At 68.4% G+C, this 19,481-nt stretch carries 15 protein-coding genes; 4 read left to right on the top strand and 11 right to left on the bottom strand.

Going from position 1 to position 19,481, the window contains the following annotated elements:
• Positions 1 to 344: 344 nt before the first annotated feature.
• Positions 345 to 2,999: an alanine--tRNA ligase gene (gene alaS / locus AC1DYP_RS02840; RefSeq protein WP_477045047.1), complete on the bottom strand. Its 2,655-nt coding sequence runs from the start codon at positions 2,997 to 2,999 to the stop codon at positions 345 to 347.
• A gap of 570 nt (positions 3,000 to 3,569) precedes the next feature.
• Complete coding sequence (recA, locus tag AC1DYP_RS02835) at positions 3,570 to 4,640, bottom strand: recombinase RecA (RefSeq protein ID WP_056441825.1); 1,071 nt, start codon at positions 4,638 to 4,640, stop codon at positions 3,570 to 3,572.
• A gap of 287 nt (positions 4,641 to 4,927) precedes the next feature.
• Between recA and AC1DYP_RS02830 the strand changes: the two genes are divergently transcribed.
• A complete protein-coding gene (locus AC1DYP_RS02830; RefSeq protein ID WP_477045046.1) occupies positions 4,928 to 6,532 on the top strand; it encodes an EAL domain-containing protein in 1,605 nt (534 codons plus the stop codon).
• Positions 6,533 to 6,675: 143 nt separating this feature from the next.
• Here AC1DYP_RS02830 and AC1DYP_RS02825 read toward each other — a convergent pair whose 3' ends face one another.
• Together AC1DYP_RS02825 and AC1DYP_RS02820 are read right to left on the bottom strand one after the other, a co-directional pair.
• Positions 6,676 to 8,505: a DUF885 domain-containing protein gene (locus AC1DYP_RS02825; protein ID WP_477045045.1), complete on the bottom strand. Its 1,830-nt coding sequence runs from the start codon at positions 8,503 to 8,505 to the stop codon at positions 6,676 to 6,678.
• A 139-nt stretch (positions 8,506 to 8,644) separates the two neighbouring features.
• The gene (locus AC1DYP_RS02820; RefSeq protein WP_477045044.1) at positions 8,645 to 9,022 is read right to left on the bottom strand and encodes a YybH family protein; all 378 of its coding nucleotides are present in this window, start codon (positions 9,020 to 9,022) and stop codon (positions 8,645 to 8,647) included.
• Positions 9,023 to 9,092: 70 nt separating this feature from the next.
• Here AC1DYP_RS02820 and AC1DYP_RS02815 point away from each other — a divergent pair, with 70 nt between their 5' ends.
• Complete coding sequence (locus AC1DYP_RS02815; RefSeq protein WP_477045043.1) at positions 9,093 to 9,623, top strand: GNAT family N-acetyltransferase; 531 nt, start codon at positions 9,093 to 9,095, stop codon at positions 9,621 to 9,623.
• A 76-nt stretch (positions 9,624 to 9,699) separates the two neighbouring features.
• The gene (locus tag AC1DYP_RS02810; protein ID WP_477045042.1) at positions 9,700 to 11,721 is read left to right on the top strand and encodes a S9 family peptidase; all 2,022 of its coding nucleotides are present in this window, start codon (positions 9,700 to 9,702) and stop codon (positions 11,719 to 11,721) included.
• A gap of 26 nt (positions 11,722 to 11,747) precedes the next feature.
• Here the strand turns inward: AC1DYP_RS02810 and AC1DYP_RS02805 are convergent, their stop codons facing one another.
• Positions 11,748 to 12,170, bottom strand: a complete 423-nt coding sequence (locus tag AC1DYP_RS02805) for a hypothetical protein (protein ID WP_477045041.1) — start codon at positions 12,168 to 12,170, stop codon at positions 11,748 to 11,750.
• 107 nt (positions 12,171 to 12,277) lie between these two features.
• Positions 12,278 to 14,365 (bottom strand): cell cycle histidine kinase CckA, encoded by a 2,088-nt coding sequence (gene cckA / locus AC1DYP_RS02800; protein ID WP_477045040.1) that lies wholly within the window; start codon positions 14,363 to 14,365, stop codon positions 12,278 to 12,280.
• 267 nt (positions 14,366 to 14,632) lie between these two features.
• On the opposite strand from cckA, the gene AC1DYP_RS02795 reads away from it, so the two are divergent.
• Complete coding sequence (locus AC1DYP_RS02795) at positions 14,633 to 16,066, top strand: glycoside hydrolase family 28 protein (RefSeq protein ID WP_477045039.1); 1,434 nt, start codon at positions 14,633 to 14,635, stop codon at positions 16,064 to 16,066.
• A gap of 53 nt (positions 16,067 to 16,119) precedes the next feature.
• Here the strand turns inward: AC1DYP_RS02795 and flhB are convergent, their stop codons facing one another.
• From flhB to AC1DYP_RS02770, 5 genes are all read right to left on the bottom strand, one after another.
• Entirely contained in the window at positions 16,120 to 17,202 is a 1,083-nt protein-coding gene (flhB, locus tag AC1DYP_RS02790; RefSeq protein ID WP_477045038.1) for a flagellar biosynthesis protein FlhB, read from the bottom strand.
• 9 nt (positions 17,203 to 17,211) lie between these two features.
• Positions 17,212 to 17,967: a flagellar biosynthetic protein FliR gene (gene fliR / locus AC1DYP_RS02785; RefSeq protein ID WP_477045037.1), complete on the bottom strand. Its 756-nt coding sequence runs from the start codon at positions 17,965 to 17,967 to the stop codon at positions 17,212 to 17,214.
• An 11-nt stretch (positions 17,968 to 17,978) separates the two neighbouring features.
• Positions 17,979 to 18,242: a flagellar biosynthesis protein FliQ gene (gene fliQ / locus AC1DYP_RS02780; RefSeq protein WP_477045036.1), complete on the bottom strand. Its 264-nt coding sequence runs from the start codon at positions 18,240 to 18,242 to the stop codon at positions 17,979 to 17,981.
• Between the two features lie 263 nt (positions 18,243 to 18,505).
• The gene (locus tag AC1DYP_RS02775) at positions 18,506 to 18,997 is read right to left on the bottom strand and encodes a RidA family protein (RefSeq protein ID WP_477045035.1); all 492 of its coding nucleotides are present in this window, start codon (positions 18,995 to 18,997) and stop codon (positions 18,506 to 18,508) included.
• 65 nt (positions 18,998 to 19,062) lie between these two features.
• Positions 19,063 to 19,455, bottom strand: a complete 393-nt coding sequence (locus AC1DYP_RS02770) for a c-type cytochrome (RefSeq protein WP_477045034.1) — start codon at positions 19,453 to 19,455, stop codon at positions 19,063 to 19,065.
• Positions 19,456 to 19,481 lie beyond the last annotated feature (26 nt).

Below are 19,481 nucleotides of genomic sequence, written 5' to 3'. Positions count from 1 at the left end.
CAACCACGCACCGTCCGTCTTGATCGACAGAAGGAGTTGCCGGGCCTGTCGGGTCGATTGGCATTTCCCAACCGGGGGTGATCCGCTCGATCCGCATCTTGGCCCGTTGGTGTCGCGCGTTCCGGCAGAAGACCCCGTCGCGGCAGCCAAACGGGCAACGGTATGGAAAGACGGCCCCGGTGCCATAGCTCCGCTTTGAGCTGCGGCTGCTGACCACCTCAGTGGACGCCTCAAAGGTCTGTCGGCGAAAGCGCTGAACGTCCGCCGTCGCGATGGGACCCGCGCAAACGAAAAGGACGGTTCGGCGGCGAGCCGAACCGTCCTGAACGGGAGACGCGGATCGATCAGCCCGCCAGAGCGGCCTTGATGGCGTCCAGGCCATCCTGGGCCTTGGTGGCGTCGGGGGCGCCGCCTTGGGCGAAGTCGGCTTTGCCGCCGGCGCCTTGGCCGCCCATGGCCAGGACCGCCGCCTTGGCGAGGTCCGCGGCGCTGAACTTGCCGACCAGGTCGGCGGTGACGGCGACCGTGACGGCGGCCTTGCCGTCGCTGGTTCCAACCAGGGCCACGACGCCGCCGTTGGCCAGCTGCTTCTTGAACTCCTCGGCCACGCCGCGCAGTTCCTTGCCGCCGACGCCGTCCAGGACGCGGGCGATCAGGGCGGTGCCGGCGACGTCTTCAGGACCCGAAGCCGCACCGCCGCCCGAGCCGCCGCCCAGGGCCAGCTGCTTCTTGGCCTCGGCCAGCTGCTTCTCCAGGGCCTTGCGCTCGGCGACCAGGGCGTCGACGCGGGCCAGGACCTCGGCGACCGGGGTCTTGAACTGGTCGGCCAGGGCCTTGGCGACGCCGGCCTGGTCCAGCAGGAAGCGGCGGGCCGCCTCGCCGGTCAGGGCCTCGATACGGCGCACGCCGGCGGCCACGCCCTGCTCGGAGACGATCTTGAACAGGGCGATGTCGCCCGTGCGGGCCACGTGGGTGCCGCCGCACAGCTCGACCGAATAGGCCTTGGCTTCGTCGGTCAGCGACTTGCCGAGGGTCAGCACGCGGACGCTGTCGCCGTACTTCTCCCCGAACAGCGCCACGGCGCCGGCCTCGATGGCCTCCTGCGGGGCCATTTCTTTGGTCTCGGCCGGGACGTTCTGGCGGATCACCGCGTTCACTTCGGCTTCGATGCGCTCGATCTCGTCGGCGGTCAGCGGGCCGCCGTGGCTGAAGTCGAAGCGCATGCGGTCGCCGTCCACCATCTGGCCCTTCTGGGCGACGTGCGGGCCCAGCACATGGTGCAGGGCCGCGTGCACCAGGTGGGCGGCCGAGTGGTTGGCGCGGGTGGTGGTGCGCTTGTCGGCGTTGACCGAGGCCACGACCTGATCGCCGACCTTCAGCGGGCCGGCCAGATCGACGCGGTGCACATAGRGGTCGCCGGCCTGCTTCTGGGTGTCGGTCACCTGGCTCTCGACGCCGTTGGCCTCGATCACGCCGGTGTCGCCGGCCTGGCCGCCGCTCTCGGCGTAGAAGCTGGTGCGGTCCAGCAGGACGTCGACGGTCGCGCCGGCCTGAGCCGCCTCGACCTGGGCGCCGTCCAGCACGATGGCCTTCACCACGCCGGTGGTTTCGGTGGTGTCATAGCCGACGAAGTTGGTCGGGCCATTGGCTTCGCGGATCGGGAACCAGGCGGCGGCCGCGCCTTGCTGCCCCGAGCCGGCCCAGTTTGCGCGAGCCATGGTGCGTTGGCGGTCCATGGCCACGTCGAAACCGTCGGTGTCGACCGTGATGCCCTTGGCGCGCACGGCGTCCTGGGTCAGGTCCAGCGGGAAGCCGTAGGTGTCGTAGAGCTTGAAGGCGGTCTCGCCGTCCAGCACGCCGCCGGCCGACAGGTTGGCGGTGGCTTCGTCAAGAAGCCCCATGCCGCGGCCCAGGGTGACGCGGAAGCGCTCTTCCTCCTGGCGCAGGGTCTCGACGATCGAGGCCTCGGCGCGGCGCAGCTCGGGATAGGCCACGCCCATCTCGGCCACCAGGGTCGGGGCCAGGCGGTGCATCAGGGGCTCCTGCGCGCCCAGCAGATAGGCGTGGCGCATGGCGCGGCGCATGATCCGGCGCAGGACGTAGCCGCGGCCTTCGTTCGAGGGCGTGACACCATCGGCCAGCAGGAACGAGGACGAGCGCAGGTGGTCGGCGATCACCCGGTGCGACGGCGCCTGGGCGCCCTCGGCCTTGACGCCCGTCAGTTCGACGCTGGCGGCGATCAACGCCTTGAACAGGTCGATGTCGTAGTTGTCGTGCACGCCCTGCAGGACGGCGGCGACGCGCTCCAGGCCCATGCCGGTGTCGATCGAGGGCTTGGGCAGCGAGACGCGCTCGCCGCCGGCCATCTGCTCGAACTGCATGAAGACCAGGTTCCAGATCTCGATGAACCGGTCGCCGTCTTCATCCGGGCTGCCGGGAGGGCCGCCGGGGATGTGGGGGCCGTGGTCGAAGAAGATCTCCGAGCACGGGCCGCAGGGGCCGGTGTCGCCCATCGACCAGAAATTGTCGTTGGTGGCGATGCGGATGATGCGGCTGTCGTCCAGCCCCGCGATCTTCTTCCAGAGGTCGGCCGCCTCGGTGTCGGTGTGGTAGACGGTGACCAGCAGCTTGTCCTGGGGCAGGGCGAAGTCGCGGGTCAGCAGGGTCCAGGCGTGGTTGATCGCCTGTTCCTTGAAATAGTCGCCGAACGAGAAATTGCCCAGCATCTCGAAGAAAGTGTGGTGACGGGCGGTGTAGCCGACATTGTCCAGGTCGTTGTGCTTGCCGCCGGCCCGGACGCACTTCTGCGACGAGGTCGCGCGCGGATGCGGCGGGGTCTCGGCGCCCGTGAACACGTTCTTGAACGGCACCATGCCGGCGTTGACGAACAGCAACGTCGGATCGTTCTGCGGCACCAGCGGAGCCGAGGGGACGATGGCGTGATCGGCCGCGCCGAAATAGTTCAGGAAGGTGCTGCGGATCTCGTTCAGGCTGGGCATAGGCGTCTCGGGGGCTTCGTACTGAGTCCGGTCTAACCGGAAGTCGGCGCTGCATAGCGCGGTTTCAAGCGGAGAGGAAATCGCGTTGGTGGTCGCCGGGCGCGAAGGATCGGTCGCCGCCCCTCTTAAGGCCCTCCCCCTGGGGGAGGTGTCGGCGTAGCCGGCGGAGGGGGGCGTGAGCCGGCAGGCTGAGCTCCACCGGGATTGGCGATCCTACAACTCCCCCACCGATCGCTGCGCGATCACCTCCCCCACAGGGGGAGGACCTAGGCGGTCAGCTCGGCGCGCGCCTCCGGCGCGGGGGCCACGTCCCCCGAGGGGGAGGATCTGGGCGGCTAGCTCAGTGGACCCCCTCCGTCATCCCGGACTTCGTCCGGAACGCCACCTCCCCCTGAGGGGCAGGATTAAACGAAATCGGACGCCTGGCATGGGGTCCAGGCGTCCGGGGATCGCGGCCTGCCGTGGCGGTAAAGCGCGGCGGGCTATAAGGCGGGGTCGCCCGCAGCGGGCGGCGGCCGCGAAACCTTCGGCCGGTCCGGACGCCTGAAGGCGGCCCGGACCGGGGAAGTCCTATTCTTCGCCGTCGTCCTCGGGACCGCCGACCAGCAGTTCTTCCTCGATCTTGCGGGAAGACTGGCGCACGGCGATCTCGATCTCGGCGGCCAGATCCTTGTTGGCCTTCAGGAACTCGCGGACGTTGTCGCGGCCCTGGCCGATGCGCTGGCTGTTGTACGAGAACCAGGAGCCGGCCTTGTCGATGATCCCGGCCTTGACGCCCAGGTCGATGATCTCGCCCAGCTTGGAGATGCCCTCGCCGTACATGATGTCGAATTCGACCTCGCGGAACGGCGGAGCCACCTTGTTCTTGACCACCTTGACCCGGACATTGTTGCCGACGATCTCGTCGCGGTTCTTGATCGAACCGGTGCGGCGGATGTCGAGGCGGACCGAGGCGTAGAACTTCAGGGCGTTGCCGCCGGTGGTGGTTTCCGGGCTGCCGTACATCACCCCGATCTTGTGGCGGATCTGGTTGATGAAGATGACGATGGTGTTGGCCTTGTTGATCGAGGCGGTCAGCTTGCGCAGGGCCTGGCTCATCAGGCGCGCTTGCAGGCCCGGCAGGCTGTCGCCCATCTCGCCTTCGATTTCGGCCTTGGGCGTCAGGGCGGCGACGGAGTCGATGACCACGATGTCGACGGCGCCCGAGCGCACCAGGGTGTCGGTGATCTCCAGGGCCTGCTCGCCGTTGTCGGGCTGCGAGACCAGCAGGTTGTCGAGATTGACGCCCAGCTTGAAGGCGTAGCCCGGGTCCAGGGCGTGCTCGGCGTCGACGAAGGCCGCGGTGCCGCCGGCCTTCTGGCACTCGGCCACCACGTGCAGGGCCAGGGTCGTCTTGCCCGAGCTTTCCGGCCCGTAGATCTCGATCACGCGGCCCTTGGGCAGGCCGCCGATGCCCAGCGCGATGTCCAGGCCGAGCGAGCCGGTGGAGATCGACTCGATCTCGACCTTGCCCTTTTCGCCCAGCTTCATCACCGAGCCCTTGCCGAACGCCCGATCGATCTGGGCCAGAGCGGCTTCCAGAGCCCGTTGCTTGTCGCCGTCTTCTTTGCCCACGAGTTTCAAAGCCGCCTGATTGCTCATTGGAGAGGTCCGCCCTTATTTCATGATTCCGACAGCCGGATCGGAGGTTCGCGACCGCCGCGCCCACCCGCCTGTGGAATGATTAATGCGTACATGTTTTGTTCTATGTTCGCAACATGTTCTTACTGTAAGGACGGGATGCGTCAGAACCGGTCGCATCGATCGAAACCGGTGCGACAATTCCTCGCGCCGGAAAATGACGCCTGAAAGCGACCAAATTGGCCTGAGCTCAACCCGGCCTTAACGACGCCCGGCGATCCTGCTCCCCTTCCGGGGGACTTAAAGTCTTGTCGATCGATCCGCGCCGCCTTCTGGGCCTGGCCTTCGCCAGCGCCGACCTGCTGTTGGAAGTCGACAACGGCCGGGTGAGCCTGGCGCTCGGCGCGGCGCAACGGATCATGGGGCAGGACGAGCGGACCCTGATGGCCCGCGCCTGGCGCGACCTGTTCACCGCCGCCGACCGCCCCCTGATCGAAGCCGCCACCAGCGTGGCGGACGACGGCCTCCGGCACGGTCCGATCACCGTCCGCATGGCCGGCGCCCCGCCGCGCCACGTCAACCTGACCCTGCGCGCCCTGCCCGACAACGGCGGCCGGATCTCGGTCTCGGTCACCCCGGCCCCCGCCCCGTCCGGCCATGTGGACGAGGAGGGTCTGCGCAATCGCGAGAGCTTCGAGGACATCGCCCGCGGCCTGTTCGAGGCCGCGCGCGTCACCGGCCTGGAGCTGGAGCTGGCCATGGTCGACTTCTCGGGACTGGACTCGATGCGCCAGCAGCTGTCCAAGCCCGAGGCCCGCGCCCTGGACCTCAAGCTGGCCGGGGCCGTGCGGGCCGAGTCCCACGCGGGCGGCATGGCCACCCGCCTGTCGCCCGACCGCTTCGCCCTGGTCCGCGCCAAGGCCGACCATCCCGACGACATGGCCCAGCGCCTGACCCGCGCGACCTCGATCAAGGCCGACGCCCACGTGGCGCCCATCGACCGTGGCATGACCCCGTCGCGCGGCCTCAAGGCCCTGCGCTACGCCCTGGACGACTTCCTGCGCGAAGGCCTGAAGGACACCCCGCCGCTCAGCCTGTCCGAGGCGATGAACCGCTCGGTCAAGCGCACCCTGTCGCGCGCCGGCGCCCTGGGCGTGGCGGTCAGCCAGCGGCGCTTCACCCTGGCCTATCAGCCGGTGGTCGACCTGAGGACCGGAACGGCGCACCACCACGAGGCGCTGGTGCGCTTCGAGGACGGGGGCAGCCCGTTCCAACTGATCCGCATGGCCGAGGAGTTCGACCTGATCGAGGAGCTGGACCACGCCATCGCCGAGATGGCGGTCAAGCGGCTGGTCAGCGACCGGACCGGCGCGATCAAGCTGGCGATCAACGTCTCGGGCCGCACCATCGTCAACGAGGGCTTCGTCGACCATATCGACCGCCTGCTGGCCAAAAGCGACGTCGCCAAGGGGCGGCTGATCTTCGAGATCACCGAGACCTGCGCCATCGACGACCTGCCGCGCGCCAACCAGCATATCCAGGCCCTGCGGGCCCTGGGCTCGCTGGTCTGCCTGGACGACTTCGGGGCCGGCGCCTCGTCGTTCGCCTATCTGCAGGAGCTGAGCCTGGACATCGTCAAGATCGACGGCCGCTACGTGCGCGAACTGGCCGCGAACGGCCGCGACGGGGCCATGGTCCGCCGACTGGTCGAGCTGTGCCGCGACCTGAAGATCCGCACCGTCGCCGAGATGGTCGAGACCGCCGAGGTCGAGGACGTGGTCCGCAAGGCCGGCGTCGACTTCGCCCAGGGCTGGCTGTTCGGCAAGCCGACCGACCAGCCGCAGCCGGCGCTGAAGATCAGCTCGGTGACCCCCGCGCCGCGCCGAGCGGGGGTGTCGGAGGGGTGGGGGTAGATCAGAGCCCTTCCCTCCTCTTTATGGGGAGGGTGGCCCCGAAGGGGTCGGGTGGGGTTTGATGACTCAGTGGGGCGGTGAAGCCCCACCCACCAGCTTCGCTGGTCCCCCCTCCCCATAAAGGGGAGGGAAGATATCCTGCCCTACTTCCCCGCCTTGGTCTGGGCGATGTAGTTGTCCACCACCTTGTCCAGCACGGTCAGCGGGGTCATGCCCGCCTGCAGGCCGGCGTCGTGGAATTTGCGGATGTCGAACTTCTTGCCCAGCGCCTTCTTGGCGCGTTCGCGGGCGCGCAGCCAGGTGATCTTGCCGATCATGTAGCTGCAGGCCTGGCCCGGCCAGACGACATAGCGTTCGATCTCGGTGATCGTGCCGCTCTCCTCGTCGCCCATGGTCTCGGCCATGTACTTCACGGCCTGCTCGCGGCTCCACTTCTTGTAGTGCATGCCGCTGTCGACCACGAGGCGCACGGCGCGGAACAGGGCGTCGTGCAGCATGCCGATGTGGCCGCGCGGGTCGCTCTTGTAGATGCCCATCTCAACGGCCAGCTCTTCGGAATAGAGCGCCCAGCCCTCGGTATAGCCGGAGTTGCCGATGGTCTTGCGCAGCAGCGGCAGGCCCTGGGCCTCGTTGGAGATCGACAGCTGAAGGTGGTGGCCCGGGACGCCCTCGTGCACCGTCAGGGTGGTCAGCGTGTACTTGGCCTGCTCCTTGGTGTCGCGCAGGTTGATCCAGTAGATCCCCGGACGCTTGCCGTCGAGCGAGGGCGAGTTGTAGTAGCCGCCCGGCGCGCCGGCCTCGATGGCCTTGGGCACGCGGCGGATTTCCAGCGGGGCCTTGGGCAGCTGGCCGAAATAGGCCGGCAGTTGCTTGTCGATCCACTTGGCCTTGGTGTTGAGGTCCGCGATCAGCTGTTCCTTGGCCGCGTCGGTGTTCTCGTAGATGTCCTTGCCCAGCTCGGCCATCCGCTCGCCGACCGTGCCCTTGGCCATGCCGATGCTCTTGAACAGCTTGTCGGCCTCGGCCGAGATCGACTTCACCAGGTCCAGGCCCAGTTGGTGGATCTCGTCGGGGGTCAGGGTCGAGGTCGTGTAGTTCTTCAGCGACACGGCGTAGTAGTCGCCGCCGTCCTTCAGGCGCCAGACGCCGGCGTCGTGCGTGGCCTTCGGGCGGACGCTCTCCAGCAGGGCGATCTGGCGCTTCAGGGCGGGCAGCACCGAGGTCTCGTAGACCTTGCTGGCTTCGGCCGCCCAATCGCCGGGGATGTTCTTGTCCTTGGTCCGGCGGGCCACCGACAGCACCAGCGGCGCCTGCGCCGTCGGGGTGTCGGCGAAGGCCTTCATCTGGATCAGGGCCTTGTCGATGACGAAGTCCGGCGGGATCACGCCGTCGGCGTAGTCGCGCCTGGCGATGGCCGACTCCTGATCCATCAGCCGGGCGAAGGCCTCCATGCGCGACAGATAGGCGTCGGCGTCGGCCTTGGTCTCAATCGAATGCTGGGTGTCGAGGAAGTCGGGATACGACTGGTACGAGCCGGTCAGCTGGCTCAGCACGTAGGGCGCGCCCGAACCGCCGCCGGCGTAGGTGAACTTGGAGTTGCCCTCGTCCTGCACCGCCAGGGTGAACTCGACGGTGTCGTAGTTGACCACGTCCATCCCGGTCAGCGCCTTGCGGTCGATGGCGCGCAGGTCGGCCAGCTGCTGCTTGGTCTGGACAATTCCCGCCTCGATGGCGGTGAACGAGCGGTCGGCCAGTTGGGCCTTGGTCCAGGCCAACTCGCCGACGTCCAGGCCCAGGCTGGTGGCGTTCTCGGGCGACTGGCGCAGCTGCTTGGCCATGATGGCGTCGAACAGGGCGTTGAGCTTGGCGCTTTCGCCGGAAGCCCCGGCGGCCTGAGCGAGGGCCAGGCCCGGGGTCGCGGCGGCCAGGCCGACGGCGACGGTGGACAGCAGCATCTGACGGCGGTTTTGCAAGGTGGGGTCCCCTTCCCTCGAAGTGTTTGACGCAAAGGCGTAGAGGCCCTTGCCCGGCGCGGCAACGGCGACGGTATTAATTTCCCGTCATCTTGCGGCGGAGCGCATGTTTCGTGCGGCCAATGGGCGGTGCAGGCGCTCAGCTCAACGTCACGAACAGCTCGTTCTCGATCACCCACTGGCCGGTGACCTTGCGCCAGGTGGCCAGATAGCGCCCGCGAGTGTCGGGCTGGCCGCGCGTGGTTCCGACCCAGGTCCCGTGCTCGGCGGCCCGATCGCCGGCGGCGTCCAGTTCGATGCGATCGGTCGTGCGGACATAGGCGACGAAGGCCGGATCCGCGAACTGGCCGGCGAAGGCCTCCAGCACGTCGCGCGCGCCCAGGATCAGGGAGCCGTCGCCGACGATCACCTTGATGCCCGGCGCGAAGAACGGGGCCAGGCGACGGGCGTCCTTGCCGGCGATCAGCTTGTTGGTCAGCTTGCGGCGAGCGGCGATGGCGTCTTGCGGCGCGGTCATGGAGCGTTCCGGCGGTTGGCGTCTGGCGAGGCCGGTATAGGCTTGCCGTGCAGACCCGAACAGGACCCCGATGATTCCGTCCACGACCCCGCCCATCCTGACCACCGCCCGCCTGACCCTGAGCCCCCCTCAGGCCTCCGACTTCGAGGACAGCGCCGCGATGTGGAGCGATCCGCTGGTCACCCGCCACATCGGCGGCCGCACCTCCACGCCGGAGGAAAGCTGGCATCGCCTGCTGCGGGCCCGGGGGCTGTGGGCGGTTCTGGGCTACGGCTACTGGGCGGCGCGCGAGACGGCGAGCGGCCGCTATGTCGGCGAGATCGGCTTCGCCGACTTCCACCGCGGCATCCAGCCCTCGATCGACGGCGTGCCCGAGATGGGCTGGGCCCTGGCCAGTTGGGCCCACGGCCAGGGCTTCGCCAGCGAGGCGATCGCGGGCGCCCTGTCCTGGGCGCGCGACCAGTGGGGCGACGCGCCGGTGGTCTGCATCATCGACCCCGACAATGCCCCCTCCCTGAAACTGGCCTTCAGGATGGGCTTCCTGGAAGTGACGCGCACCACCTACCGCGAAGCGCCGACGGTGCTGCTGCAGCGGGGATGAACCCGCCTCGCGAGAGTCCCTTGCGCCCGCGCTGAAGCTAACCGAAGGTTGCGCCGTGCTCTTTGGGGAACCTTCGATGCGTCCAGCCTTGCTCAGCCTTGCCATTACCATCGCCCTCACGCCGATGGCCGCCCAGGCCGCCGAACCCGTCGCCGCGCCGCTGATCGAGCGGGCCAAGCTGTTCGGCAATCCCAGCCGCGCGTCGGGCCGGATCAGCCCGGACGGCAAGTGGCTGTCCTGGATCGCCCCGCGCGACGGGGTGCTGAACCTCTGGGTGGCGCCCCGCGACGACCTGGCCAAGGCCAAGCCCCTGACCGCCGAGAAGATCCGGCCCATCCGCAACTACTTCTGGTCGCCGGATTCCAAGGGCCTGTTGTTCGTCAACGACAAGGGCGGCGACGAGAACTTCCTGATCTACGACGTCGACGTCGTCACCGGCGTCCAGCGCGCCCTCACCCCGTTCGAGAAGACCCGCGCCCAGATCATCGGCGTCAGCCGCCGCGTACAGGACCGCATCCTGGTGGGCGTCAACAATCGCGATCCCAAGTGGCACGACATCTACAGCCTCGACCTGAAGACCGGCGTACTGAAGCTGCTGCTGAAGAATGAAGGCTATGGCGGCTTCAACGTCGACGACGGCCTGAACCTGCGCCTGGCCTCCAAGCAGCGGACCGACGGCGGCATGGACTACTACCGGGTGGTCGACGGCAAGGTCGAGGACAAGCCGGTGGTCGCCTTTGGCCTGGATGACTCCATGACGACCGCGCCGCTGAGCTTCACGGCCGACGGCAAGACGCTGTACTGGCTGGACTCCCGCGGCCGCGACACCGCCGCGCTGTTCGCCCAGGACGTCGCCAGCGGCAAGGCCACGGTGATCGGCCAAGACGCCAGGGCCGACATCGGCGGGATTCTCGCCGATCCCAAGACCGGCGCGGTCCAGGCCTATTCGGTCGACTATCTGCGCGACAGCTGGACGGTGCTGGATCCGGCCATCAAGACCGATCTCGACTTCCTGGCCGGCAAGCTGAAGGGCGACGTCCACGTCACCTCGCGCACCAACGCCGACGACCTGTGGACCGTGACCTCCGACCCCGTCGTCGCCCCCGCCGCCACCTATCTCTACGATCGCAAGGCCAAGACGGTGACCGAGCTGTTCGTCGGCCGGCCCGAGCTGAAGAGCGCGCCGCTGGTGCCGATGTTCCCGCAGGCGATCAAGGCCCGCGACGGCCTGACCTTGGTCTCCTACCTGACCCTGCCGCCTGGCTCGGACGCCGACGGCGACGGCAAGCCCGAAAAGCCCGTGCCGCTGGTGCTGCTGGTGCACGGCGGTCCGTGGGGTCGCGACAGCTACGGATACAATGGCGGTCACCAGTGGCTGGCCAACCGCGGATACGCCGTGCTGTCGGTCAACTACCGGGCCTCGACGGGCTTCGGAAAGGCGTTCATCGCCGCCGGCAATCTCGAATGGGCCGGCAAGATGCACGACGACCTGATCGACGCGGTCGGCTGGGCGGTGTCGAGCGGCGTCACCGCCGCCAAGCAGGTGGCGATCATGGGCGGTTCCTACGGCGGCTACGCCACCCTGGTGGGCCTGACCTACACGCCGGACACCTTCGCCTGCGGGGTCGACATCGTCGGCCCGTCGAACCTGGAAACCCTGCTCAAGACCATTCCACCCTATTGGGAGGCCGGCAAGCAGCAGTTCTACAAGCGGATGGGCGACCCAACGACGCCGGAGGGTCTAGCCCTGCTCAAGGACCGCTCGCCGGTCTACCGCGCCGGGGCGATCACCAAGCCGCTGCTGATCGGCCAGGGCGCCAACGACCCGCGGGTCAACCAGGCAGAGTCCGACCAGATCGTCAAGGCGATGCAGGCCAAGGGCATACCGGTGACCTACGTGCTGTTCCCCGACGAGGGCCACGGCTTCGCACGGCCGGTCAACAACATCGCCTTCAACGCCGTGGCCGAGCAGTTCCTGAAGAGCTGCCTGGGCGGCCGCTCCGAACCGATCGGCGGCGCCCTCAAGGCCTCGACCGCCCAGGTCAAGGCCGGCGCCGAGTTCACGCCGGGCTTGAAGGAGGCCGTGGGCGCGCCCTGAGGCGGTGCGGCTTCGGCGGCGCGCCGTTAGCGCGTCGCCAAGGCCGACGCCGGCGATCGGCTTGGCCGGCTCGACCAGGCTCCGAACCCGATGCAGGCGAGGATGCCGTAGCTCCAGAGCGCCATGCTCAGCCTGAAGGTGTTCATCGCCACCCTGAAATCGATCGCCGTGGCCACGTGCGAGGCCACGATCAGGGCCATGAAGGCCGAGGCGGCCACCGTCCACAGCCTACGACATCGCAGCGAAACCCACACGAAATAGACCAGGGTCGCGCTGTCGATGCAGAACATCGCCGGGCCTCGGATGCTGGTGGTGTTGACGGCCAGCGACGCCGCCCAGGACGCCAGGAACGCGACGGCGAACCGCCGCGCGGGCTGGTCGCCGTACTTCAACGCCAGGCCGGTCGTTCCCACGGCCAGGCCGAAGGAGATGAGGGTGTGAAGTTGCAAGGCTTCCCCGAACGGCGACGCGAATCCCGGAGGGAACCTGCCGCAAGCGGCCAAGCTTCGGTAGCAACCGAAGGTCCGGTTGGCTGCCCTCTCGCGTTTCGCGCCAGCTAGGCGGCTTGAAGCTGCTGCTTCACCCGCTCGGCCAGGGTCTTGATGTCGATCGGCTTGGGCAGGAAGGTCACGCCGGTCTCGCCTTCCAGCAGGTCGCTGAACTCGGCCTCGGCATAGCCGCTGATGAACATCACCGGCGCGTTGCCCAGATAGGCGCGGGCCTTCTTCAGCAAGGTCGGGCCATCGATGCCGGGCATGATCACGTCGCTGATCAAGAGGTCGATCGTGCCGGCGTGCTCCTCGGCGATGATCAGGGCCTCCTCGCCGTCGCTGGCCTCCAGCACCTCGTAGCCCCGGGCGCGCAGCAGGCGGGCGGCGACGCCGCGCACGGCGTCCTCGTCCTCGACGAACAGGATCCGACCGGCGCCGGACAGGTCGCGGGGCGGACGCGGCTTGGCGGTTTCGGCGATCGTGAGGGCCGCCGCGGCGGCGGCCTGCTGGGCGGGCGTGGCCTCGAAGACCGGCAGGAAGATGCGGAAGGCCGCGCCCTCGCCCGGACGGCTGTGGACGTGGATCCAGCCGTCGGACTGCTTGACTATGCCGTAGACTGTGGCCAGGCCCAGGCCCGTGCCCTCGCCCACCGGCTTGGTGGTGAAGAACGGGTCGAAGATCTTGCCCATCACCTCGGGCGGGATGCCGGGGCCGTCGTCGCTGACCTCGATGAAGGCCTGGTCGCCCTCGGCGCCGGGGAAGCCCAGGCTCTGGGCCTCGTCCTGGGTCAGGCGAGCGGTGCGGATGCGCACCACGCCGCCGCCCTTGGCCGCCCGCACCGCGTCGCGGGCGTTGACGGCCAGGTTCATCACGGCGGTCTCAAGCTGGCTCTTGTCGGCCCGCACCTGCGGCAGGTCGCGGCCGTAGTCGGTGATCAGCTTGACGTCTTCGCGCAGCAGGCGGCGCAGCAGGACCTCGAACTCGCTGATCAGCTCGCCCAGCTCCAGCACTTCGCGCTGCACGGTCTGCTTGCGGCTGAAAGCCAGCAGCTTGCGGACCAAGTCGGCGGCGCGCACGCCCGTCTGGCGGATTTCGTTGAGGCCTTCATACGAGGGATCACCGACCGGGTGGCGGTGCAGCAGCTCGTCCAGGCGTAGCTGGATGGCGGTCAACAGGTTGTTGAAGTCGTGGGCCACGCCGCCGGCCAGCTGGCCGATGGCCTGCATCTTCTGGGCCTGGGCGAGCTGCAGCTCCATCTGCTTCTGCTCGGAAACGTCGATCAGATAGGCCACCAACCGCCCGTCGGCGCGGTAGAGATAGAGGTGGGCGATCCGGGTTGGGTCGCGGGCCAGACGCACCTCGAACGGGCCGGCCTTGCCCTCGGCCAGGCGGGTCTCGGCCTCGGTCCGCGAGGGCGGATCGATCAGGGCGCCGAACATCGTGCCGGGCGGCACGGCGCCGGCCATGGCGGTCAGGGCCGGATTGGCCTCGAGGATGCGCGAGTTGAACGGGTCCAGCCCCTCCAGCAGGGCCGCGCCGAACGGCGAGGCGCCGGAGAAGGCGTCCAGGGTGCGCGGGGCCGGGGCGGACTGCGAGATCACCGGGGCCGGAGCGGCGGTCGGGACGAAGACCTCCTTCTCCAGCACGATCGGCAGGCGGACCAGCAGGCGGCCGCCGCGCAGGCGGGCGGCCTCGGCGCGGCGCTCCTGGCCGGCGATGATCAACGAGCCCTCGGCCCGCTGGCCTTCCCCGGCCTTGACCAGGGCGGCGAACAGGCCGGCGCCGGCCGCGCCCTTGGGCAGGCGGCGGGCGTCGCCCACGGTCTGGACCCAAGCGGCGTTGGCGGCCAGGATGCGGCCGTCGGCGGCGGTCAGGGCGGCGGGTTCGGACAGGGCCTCGACGAAGGCCTCGGCGCCCTCGGGCTCGGGATCGGTGACCGCGGTCGAGGCGCGGATGGCCACCAGGCCCAGGATCGCCACGCCGGCGACGCCGCCCAGCAGCAGCAGGCCCGCCAAGGTGGCTGGGCCGGCCTTCAGGGCGGGGGCGGCGGCGAAGGCGGCGGCCAGGACCAGGAAGATGGCCGCGCCCCAGATCAAGAGGTCCGGGCGGCGCTTCACGGCGCCGGCGGAGTCTGTCGCGCCAAAGTCTTTCATGGGCGTCTCGGTCATGGTCGACCGAAATCCTTCTTCAGCCTTGCGGGCATCCAGCCCATCGATTCGCGGGATAGGATACCCTTAACCCGCTCGCGGAGCGCGATCCGTGATCGATTCCTGATTCCGTGACGGGATTATGGTCTTCGCGAGCTCTTCCGGACCCACCCCATTTTTCTCGGCGCGCATTTACAGCGCGCGTCGATCGCCCAACACTCCCACGAAAGACACCGGTGTCACAAGCTGGCCGTCGATCTCAGGGAGTTCGCCATGAAGAAGACCTCGCGCGACGAGAGCATCCTCTCCCCCAGCCGACGCGCCATGCTCTCGATCGCCAGTCTTGGGGCCGGCCTCGGCGTCGCGGCGCTGGCGACGAACGCTGCGGCTTCCCCTCCGGCCGCCAAGGCGACGAAGCGCCCGGTGAGCGACCTCCGCCTGGATCCCCGCGACTTCGGCGCCAAGGGCGACGGGGCGACCAAGGACACCGTCGCCCTGCAGAGCGCGCTGGACCGCTGCGCCGTGCTGGGCGGCGGCCAGGTGGTGGTCGCGCCCGGCGTCTACCTGACCGGCGCGCTGCGCATGGGGTCGAACACCGCCCTGGTGCTGGACGAAGGCGCGACGCTGCAGGGCTCGCCCGACCTGGCCGACTATCCGGTGGTGCAGGTGCGCTGGGAGGGCCGCTGGACGCCCGGCTATGTCGGCCTGATCTGGGCCCAGGGCGCGCGCGACGTCGCCATCGCCGGCAAGGGCAGGATTCTCGGCTCCAAGGCGATCCCCGGCCGCGTCGACAAGGCCACCGGCCTGCGCCACCCGGCCCTGCTGGAGTTCGTCGACGTCCAGGGCCTGTCGGTCACCGAGGTCTTCACCGAGCAGAACGACATGTGGTCGATCCACCCGGTCTATTGCGACGACGTCCTGTTCCGGGGCGTGACGGTCAAGGGCGGGGCCGACGGCATCGACGTCGACTCCTGCCGGCGGGTGGTGATCGAGCGCTGCGACTTCGACACCGTCGACGACTGCATCTCGCTGAAGTCCGGCCGGGGCATGGAAGGCAATGTCATCGCCCGCCCGACCGAGGAGGTGCGGATCACCGACTGCGTGTTCCGCGACCACCGCTGGGCCTGCATCGGCATCGGCAGCGAGACCTCGGGCGGCATCCGCAAGGTGCTGGTCGAGCGCTGCCAGTGCCTGGCCGCCTACACCTTCGCCATCTACATCAAGAGCCGGCCGGGACGCGGGGCGTTCATCGAGGACATCGTCATGCGCGACCTGGAGGTCTCGGGCGCGAAAGGCGGCTTCCTGCGCCTGAACTTCCTGGACAGCGGAAAGCAGGACCCCTTCCCCGTCGCCGGGCTGGAGGGCGTGCCGACGGTGCGCAACTTCACGTTCGAGCGGATCAAGGTGACCGATGCGCCGGTGCTGGTCGAGGCGGTGAACATCCATCCCGACAAACCGCTGGACGGCTTCACCCTGCGCGACATCACCGGCACTGCGGCCAAGGGCATGAGCCTGGCCAACATGCGCAACGTGACGCTGGCGAACATCGACGTGACGGTGGCGGACGGACCGAAGCTGGCGACCAGCAACGTCACGGGCCGGGGCCTGGCGGACGCGACGGCCCTGGCGGCGACCGTACGGCCGGCGCCGGTGCCGGCGGCCGAGCCGCCGTACAAGCTCGGGATGGTGTCAGGAAAGCCGAACTAGTCAGCGCTATAGATTCCGCTCATCCCGGCGAATGCCGGGATGAGCGGATCAAATTAATCAGCCCAGGCCCGCTTCTTGGCCTGCTTGTTGCTCATCACGAAGCCGATGACCTTGGCGACCGCCTCGAAGTGTTCGGCCGGGATCTGCTCGTCCACGTCCATGGCGGCGTAGAGGGCGCGGGCCAGGGGCGGGTCTTCCAGGATGTAGACGCCGGCCTCCTCGGCCACGGCGCGGATCTTCAAGGCCAGGTCGTCGACACCCTTGGCCACGCAGATCGGAGCGGCGGTCTCGCCCTGCTCGTACTTCAGCGCCACGGCGTAGTGGGTCGGGTTCATGACGACGACGGTCGCCTTGGGCACGGCCGCCATCATCCGCTGGCGCGAGCGCTGCATGCGCAGCTGCTTCTGCTTGCCCTTGATGTGCGGGTCGCCTTCGGACTGCTTCATTTCGTCCTTGACGTCCTGCAGGCTCATCCGCATGCGCTTGTTGAAGCGGATGCGCTGCCAGAACCAGTCGAAGCCGGCGGTGGCGATCAGGAAGATCAGCACCATCCAGAACAGCTTGATGCACAGCTTCATGGACAGCGGGATCATCGCCCCCACGTCCATGCCGACCAAGGTGGTGATCATGGCCGCGTCCGGCTTGACCACGAACCAGGCGATGAGCCCGGTGACGATGAACTTCAGGGCCGACTTGGCGAACTGCACGAAGCCGTCCATGCCGAAGATCCGGCCGAAGCCCTTGATCAGGTCCAGCTTCTTCAGGTCGGGCTTGATCTTGTCGGCCGACAGGATGAAGCCCGACTGGGCCACGTTGGCCGCCGCCCCCAGCAGGCCCGAGACCACCATCACCAGGATCAGCGCCGGCAGGGCGGCCATGACCGCGGTCTTGGCGATGGCCCGGATGCCGCCCTCGACGTCCATGGTGCCCGCGTGGGCGATGAACGGCGTCAGGCTGGTGACCAGATCGCGGGTCAGCCAGCCGCCGGCGATGACCACGACGCCGAACGCTCCGGAAAGCGAGGCCAGCTGCGAGATGTCGGCGGATTTCGGGACGTCGCCCTTGGCGCGAGCGTCCGACAGCTTCTTGGCTGTTGGTTCTTCTGTCTTTGAAGCGTCGTCCTGATCGTCGGCCATGGCGCTCCCCTAGTTGAACACGGCCAGGAGTTCCCGATAGCGATCGGTCCACACCATGGCGATGCCGCCGAGCGAGAGGCCCAGCAGGGAGAGGCCCAGGATCACGCTGAGCGGCGAGGTGACGAAGAAGATCTGGAACGACGGCATCACCCGGCCGACCAGGCCGGTCGCCAGGTTGAAGACGATCGAGAACACCAGGACGGGCGCCGACAGCTGCAGGCCCAGCTTGAACGAGTCGGCCACGGTGCGCACGGCCAGGGCGGCGGCGTCGTTGACCGGCACGGGACGGGTGAACGGGAACAGGTCGTACGACTTGACCATCGCCCCGATGAACAGGTGATGCAGGTCGGTGACCATGATCAGGGTCAGGCCCAGCATCGACAGGAAGGTGGCCACAGCCGTGCTGGTCTGGGCGCCGGCCGGGTTGGTGGTCTGGGCGAACGACAGGGTGGTCTGCAGCGAGATGATCTCGCCGGCCGTGGTCAGCGAGCTGACGAACAGCTTCAGCACCGCCCCGATCATCAGACCGACCAGCACCTCGTGCAGCACCGCCCCGCCCATGGCGCCGACGCTGCTGGGCACGGTGACGATCGACTTGCCGACGATCGGCGCCAGCAGCAGGGCCATCAGCACGGCGAACGACAGTCGGATGCGCGGCGGCACGACGTTCTCGCCGATGCCGGGCATCAGCATGACCATCGCGCCGATCCGGGCGAAGACCAGACCGCCGGCATAGACCTGCAGAACCGTGGCGAAGCTGTCCAAGCCCCCTACCCCTACATCCCGGCGATCTTGGCGGCGATCTGCCTCATGAAGCCGGACATCAGCGCGCCCATCAGCGGCAGGAACAGCAGCAGGGCCACGAAGATCGCGACGATCTTGGGCGCGTAGACCAGGGTGGCTTCCTGGATCTGGGTCAGGGCCTGGAACAGGCCGATGGCCACGCCGACCACCAGGCCGACCAGCAGGATCGGCGCGCAAAGCTGCAGGGTCAGCCAGATCGCATCGCGGCCGACATCCAAGACTTCGGCTCCGCTCATCGGATGGCCTCTACGGTACGCGCGCACGCGGGAAACTGACGGTGACTCGCACCATCGCCCGTCATGGTTAACAGCCAGTTAGGGAGGATTAACAGAGGGCGCGTGAGCGCGTGGCGAAAGGTCGCCAATCTTCCCCCTCTGGGGGAGGAGGGCCGAAGGCCCGGTGGGGGCAAGTACTCGCCCGCAGTGCGGCTAGTGACTTGCCCCCACCTGACCGCTTCGCGGTCTGTCCGCCCCCATAGGGGCGGAGGACGCGTCGATGCTTACTTCGGCTTGCGGGCCGCCTGGACCTCGATCTCGACCAGCATGCCCGGCTGGACCAGAGCGGTAATCTGGCTGGTGATGCGCGAGGGCTTGTTGGGCTGTTCGGCGGTGCCGAAGAAGGTCTTGTAGGACTCCATCATGCCGGGGAAGTCCATCTTGCCGCCCTTAGCCGGGTCGCCGACCAGCAGGACGCGCATCATGACGACGTCGCCCATGGTCGCGCCTTGGGTCTTCAGCGCGTCCTCGATGCGCTTCAGCACGCCCAGGGTCTGGGTCTTGGTGTCGCCGAAGGTGGCGGTCAGGGCCGGGTCGCCCTTGGGGTCGAGCATCGGCGGGGTCATGCCGCTGACATAGATGGTGTCATAGCCGGCCGGCACGGTCACCACGGTGGCGATCGGCGAGGTCGGCGCGCCGCCCCGGACGATCTCCTGGGCGTTGGCGGCTCCGGCGAGGCAGGTCAGGGCCGCGGCGGCGAGGATCAGGCGCTTCATGGTCGTCTCCTTGAATGTTCGTTGCGAAATTCCGGGACAGCGAACTGTGCTGCCGACTCTATCGACTAGTGGGCCTGCAGGTTGGCGGCCTTCTTGGTGGTCTTGAGCTTGGCGCGGGCGGCGGCGACGTCGGAGGCGCTGACGGGCTTGCCCTTGTTGCCCCACGAGGTGCGGACATAGGTCAGCACCGAAGCCAGCTCGAGATCGCTGAGGTCGTCCTTGAACGCCGGCATGCCGGCCCGCCCGGCCAGGACCGTGGCCATCATCGGGGTGGGATCGCCCTGGACGAACGCGTCGCCGGCCAAGGCCGGGAACGCCCCCTTCACGCCCTTGCCCGTCGTCTGGTGACAGGCCGAGCAGTTGTCGTTGAACAACGCCGACGGCGTAGCCGCTTGGGCGGCGATCGAGACGGCGGAGGCGGCGAACAGGCCGCAGACGAAAGCGATCGAACGACTCATGGAAACTCCTCGAGGAACCGTGGTCC

The organism is Caulobacter sp. P1_D6 (assembly GCF_056406095.1).
This window is presented reverse-complemented; position numbering and strand designations above follow the sequence as displayed.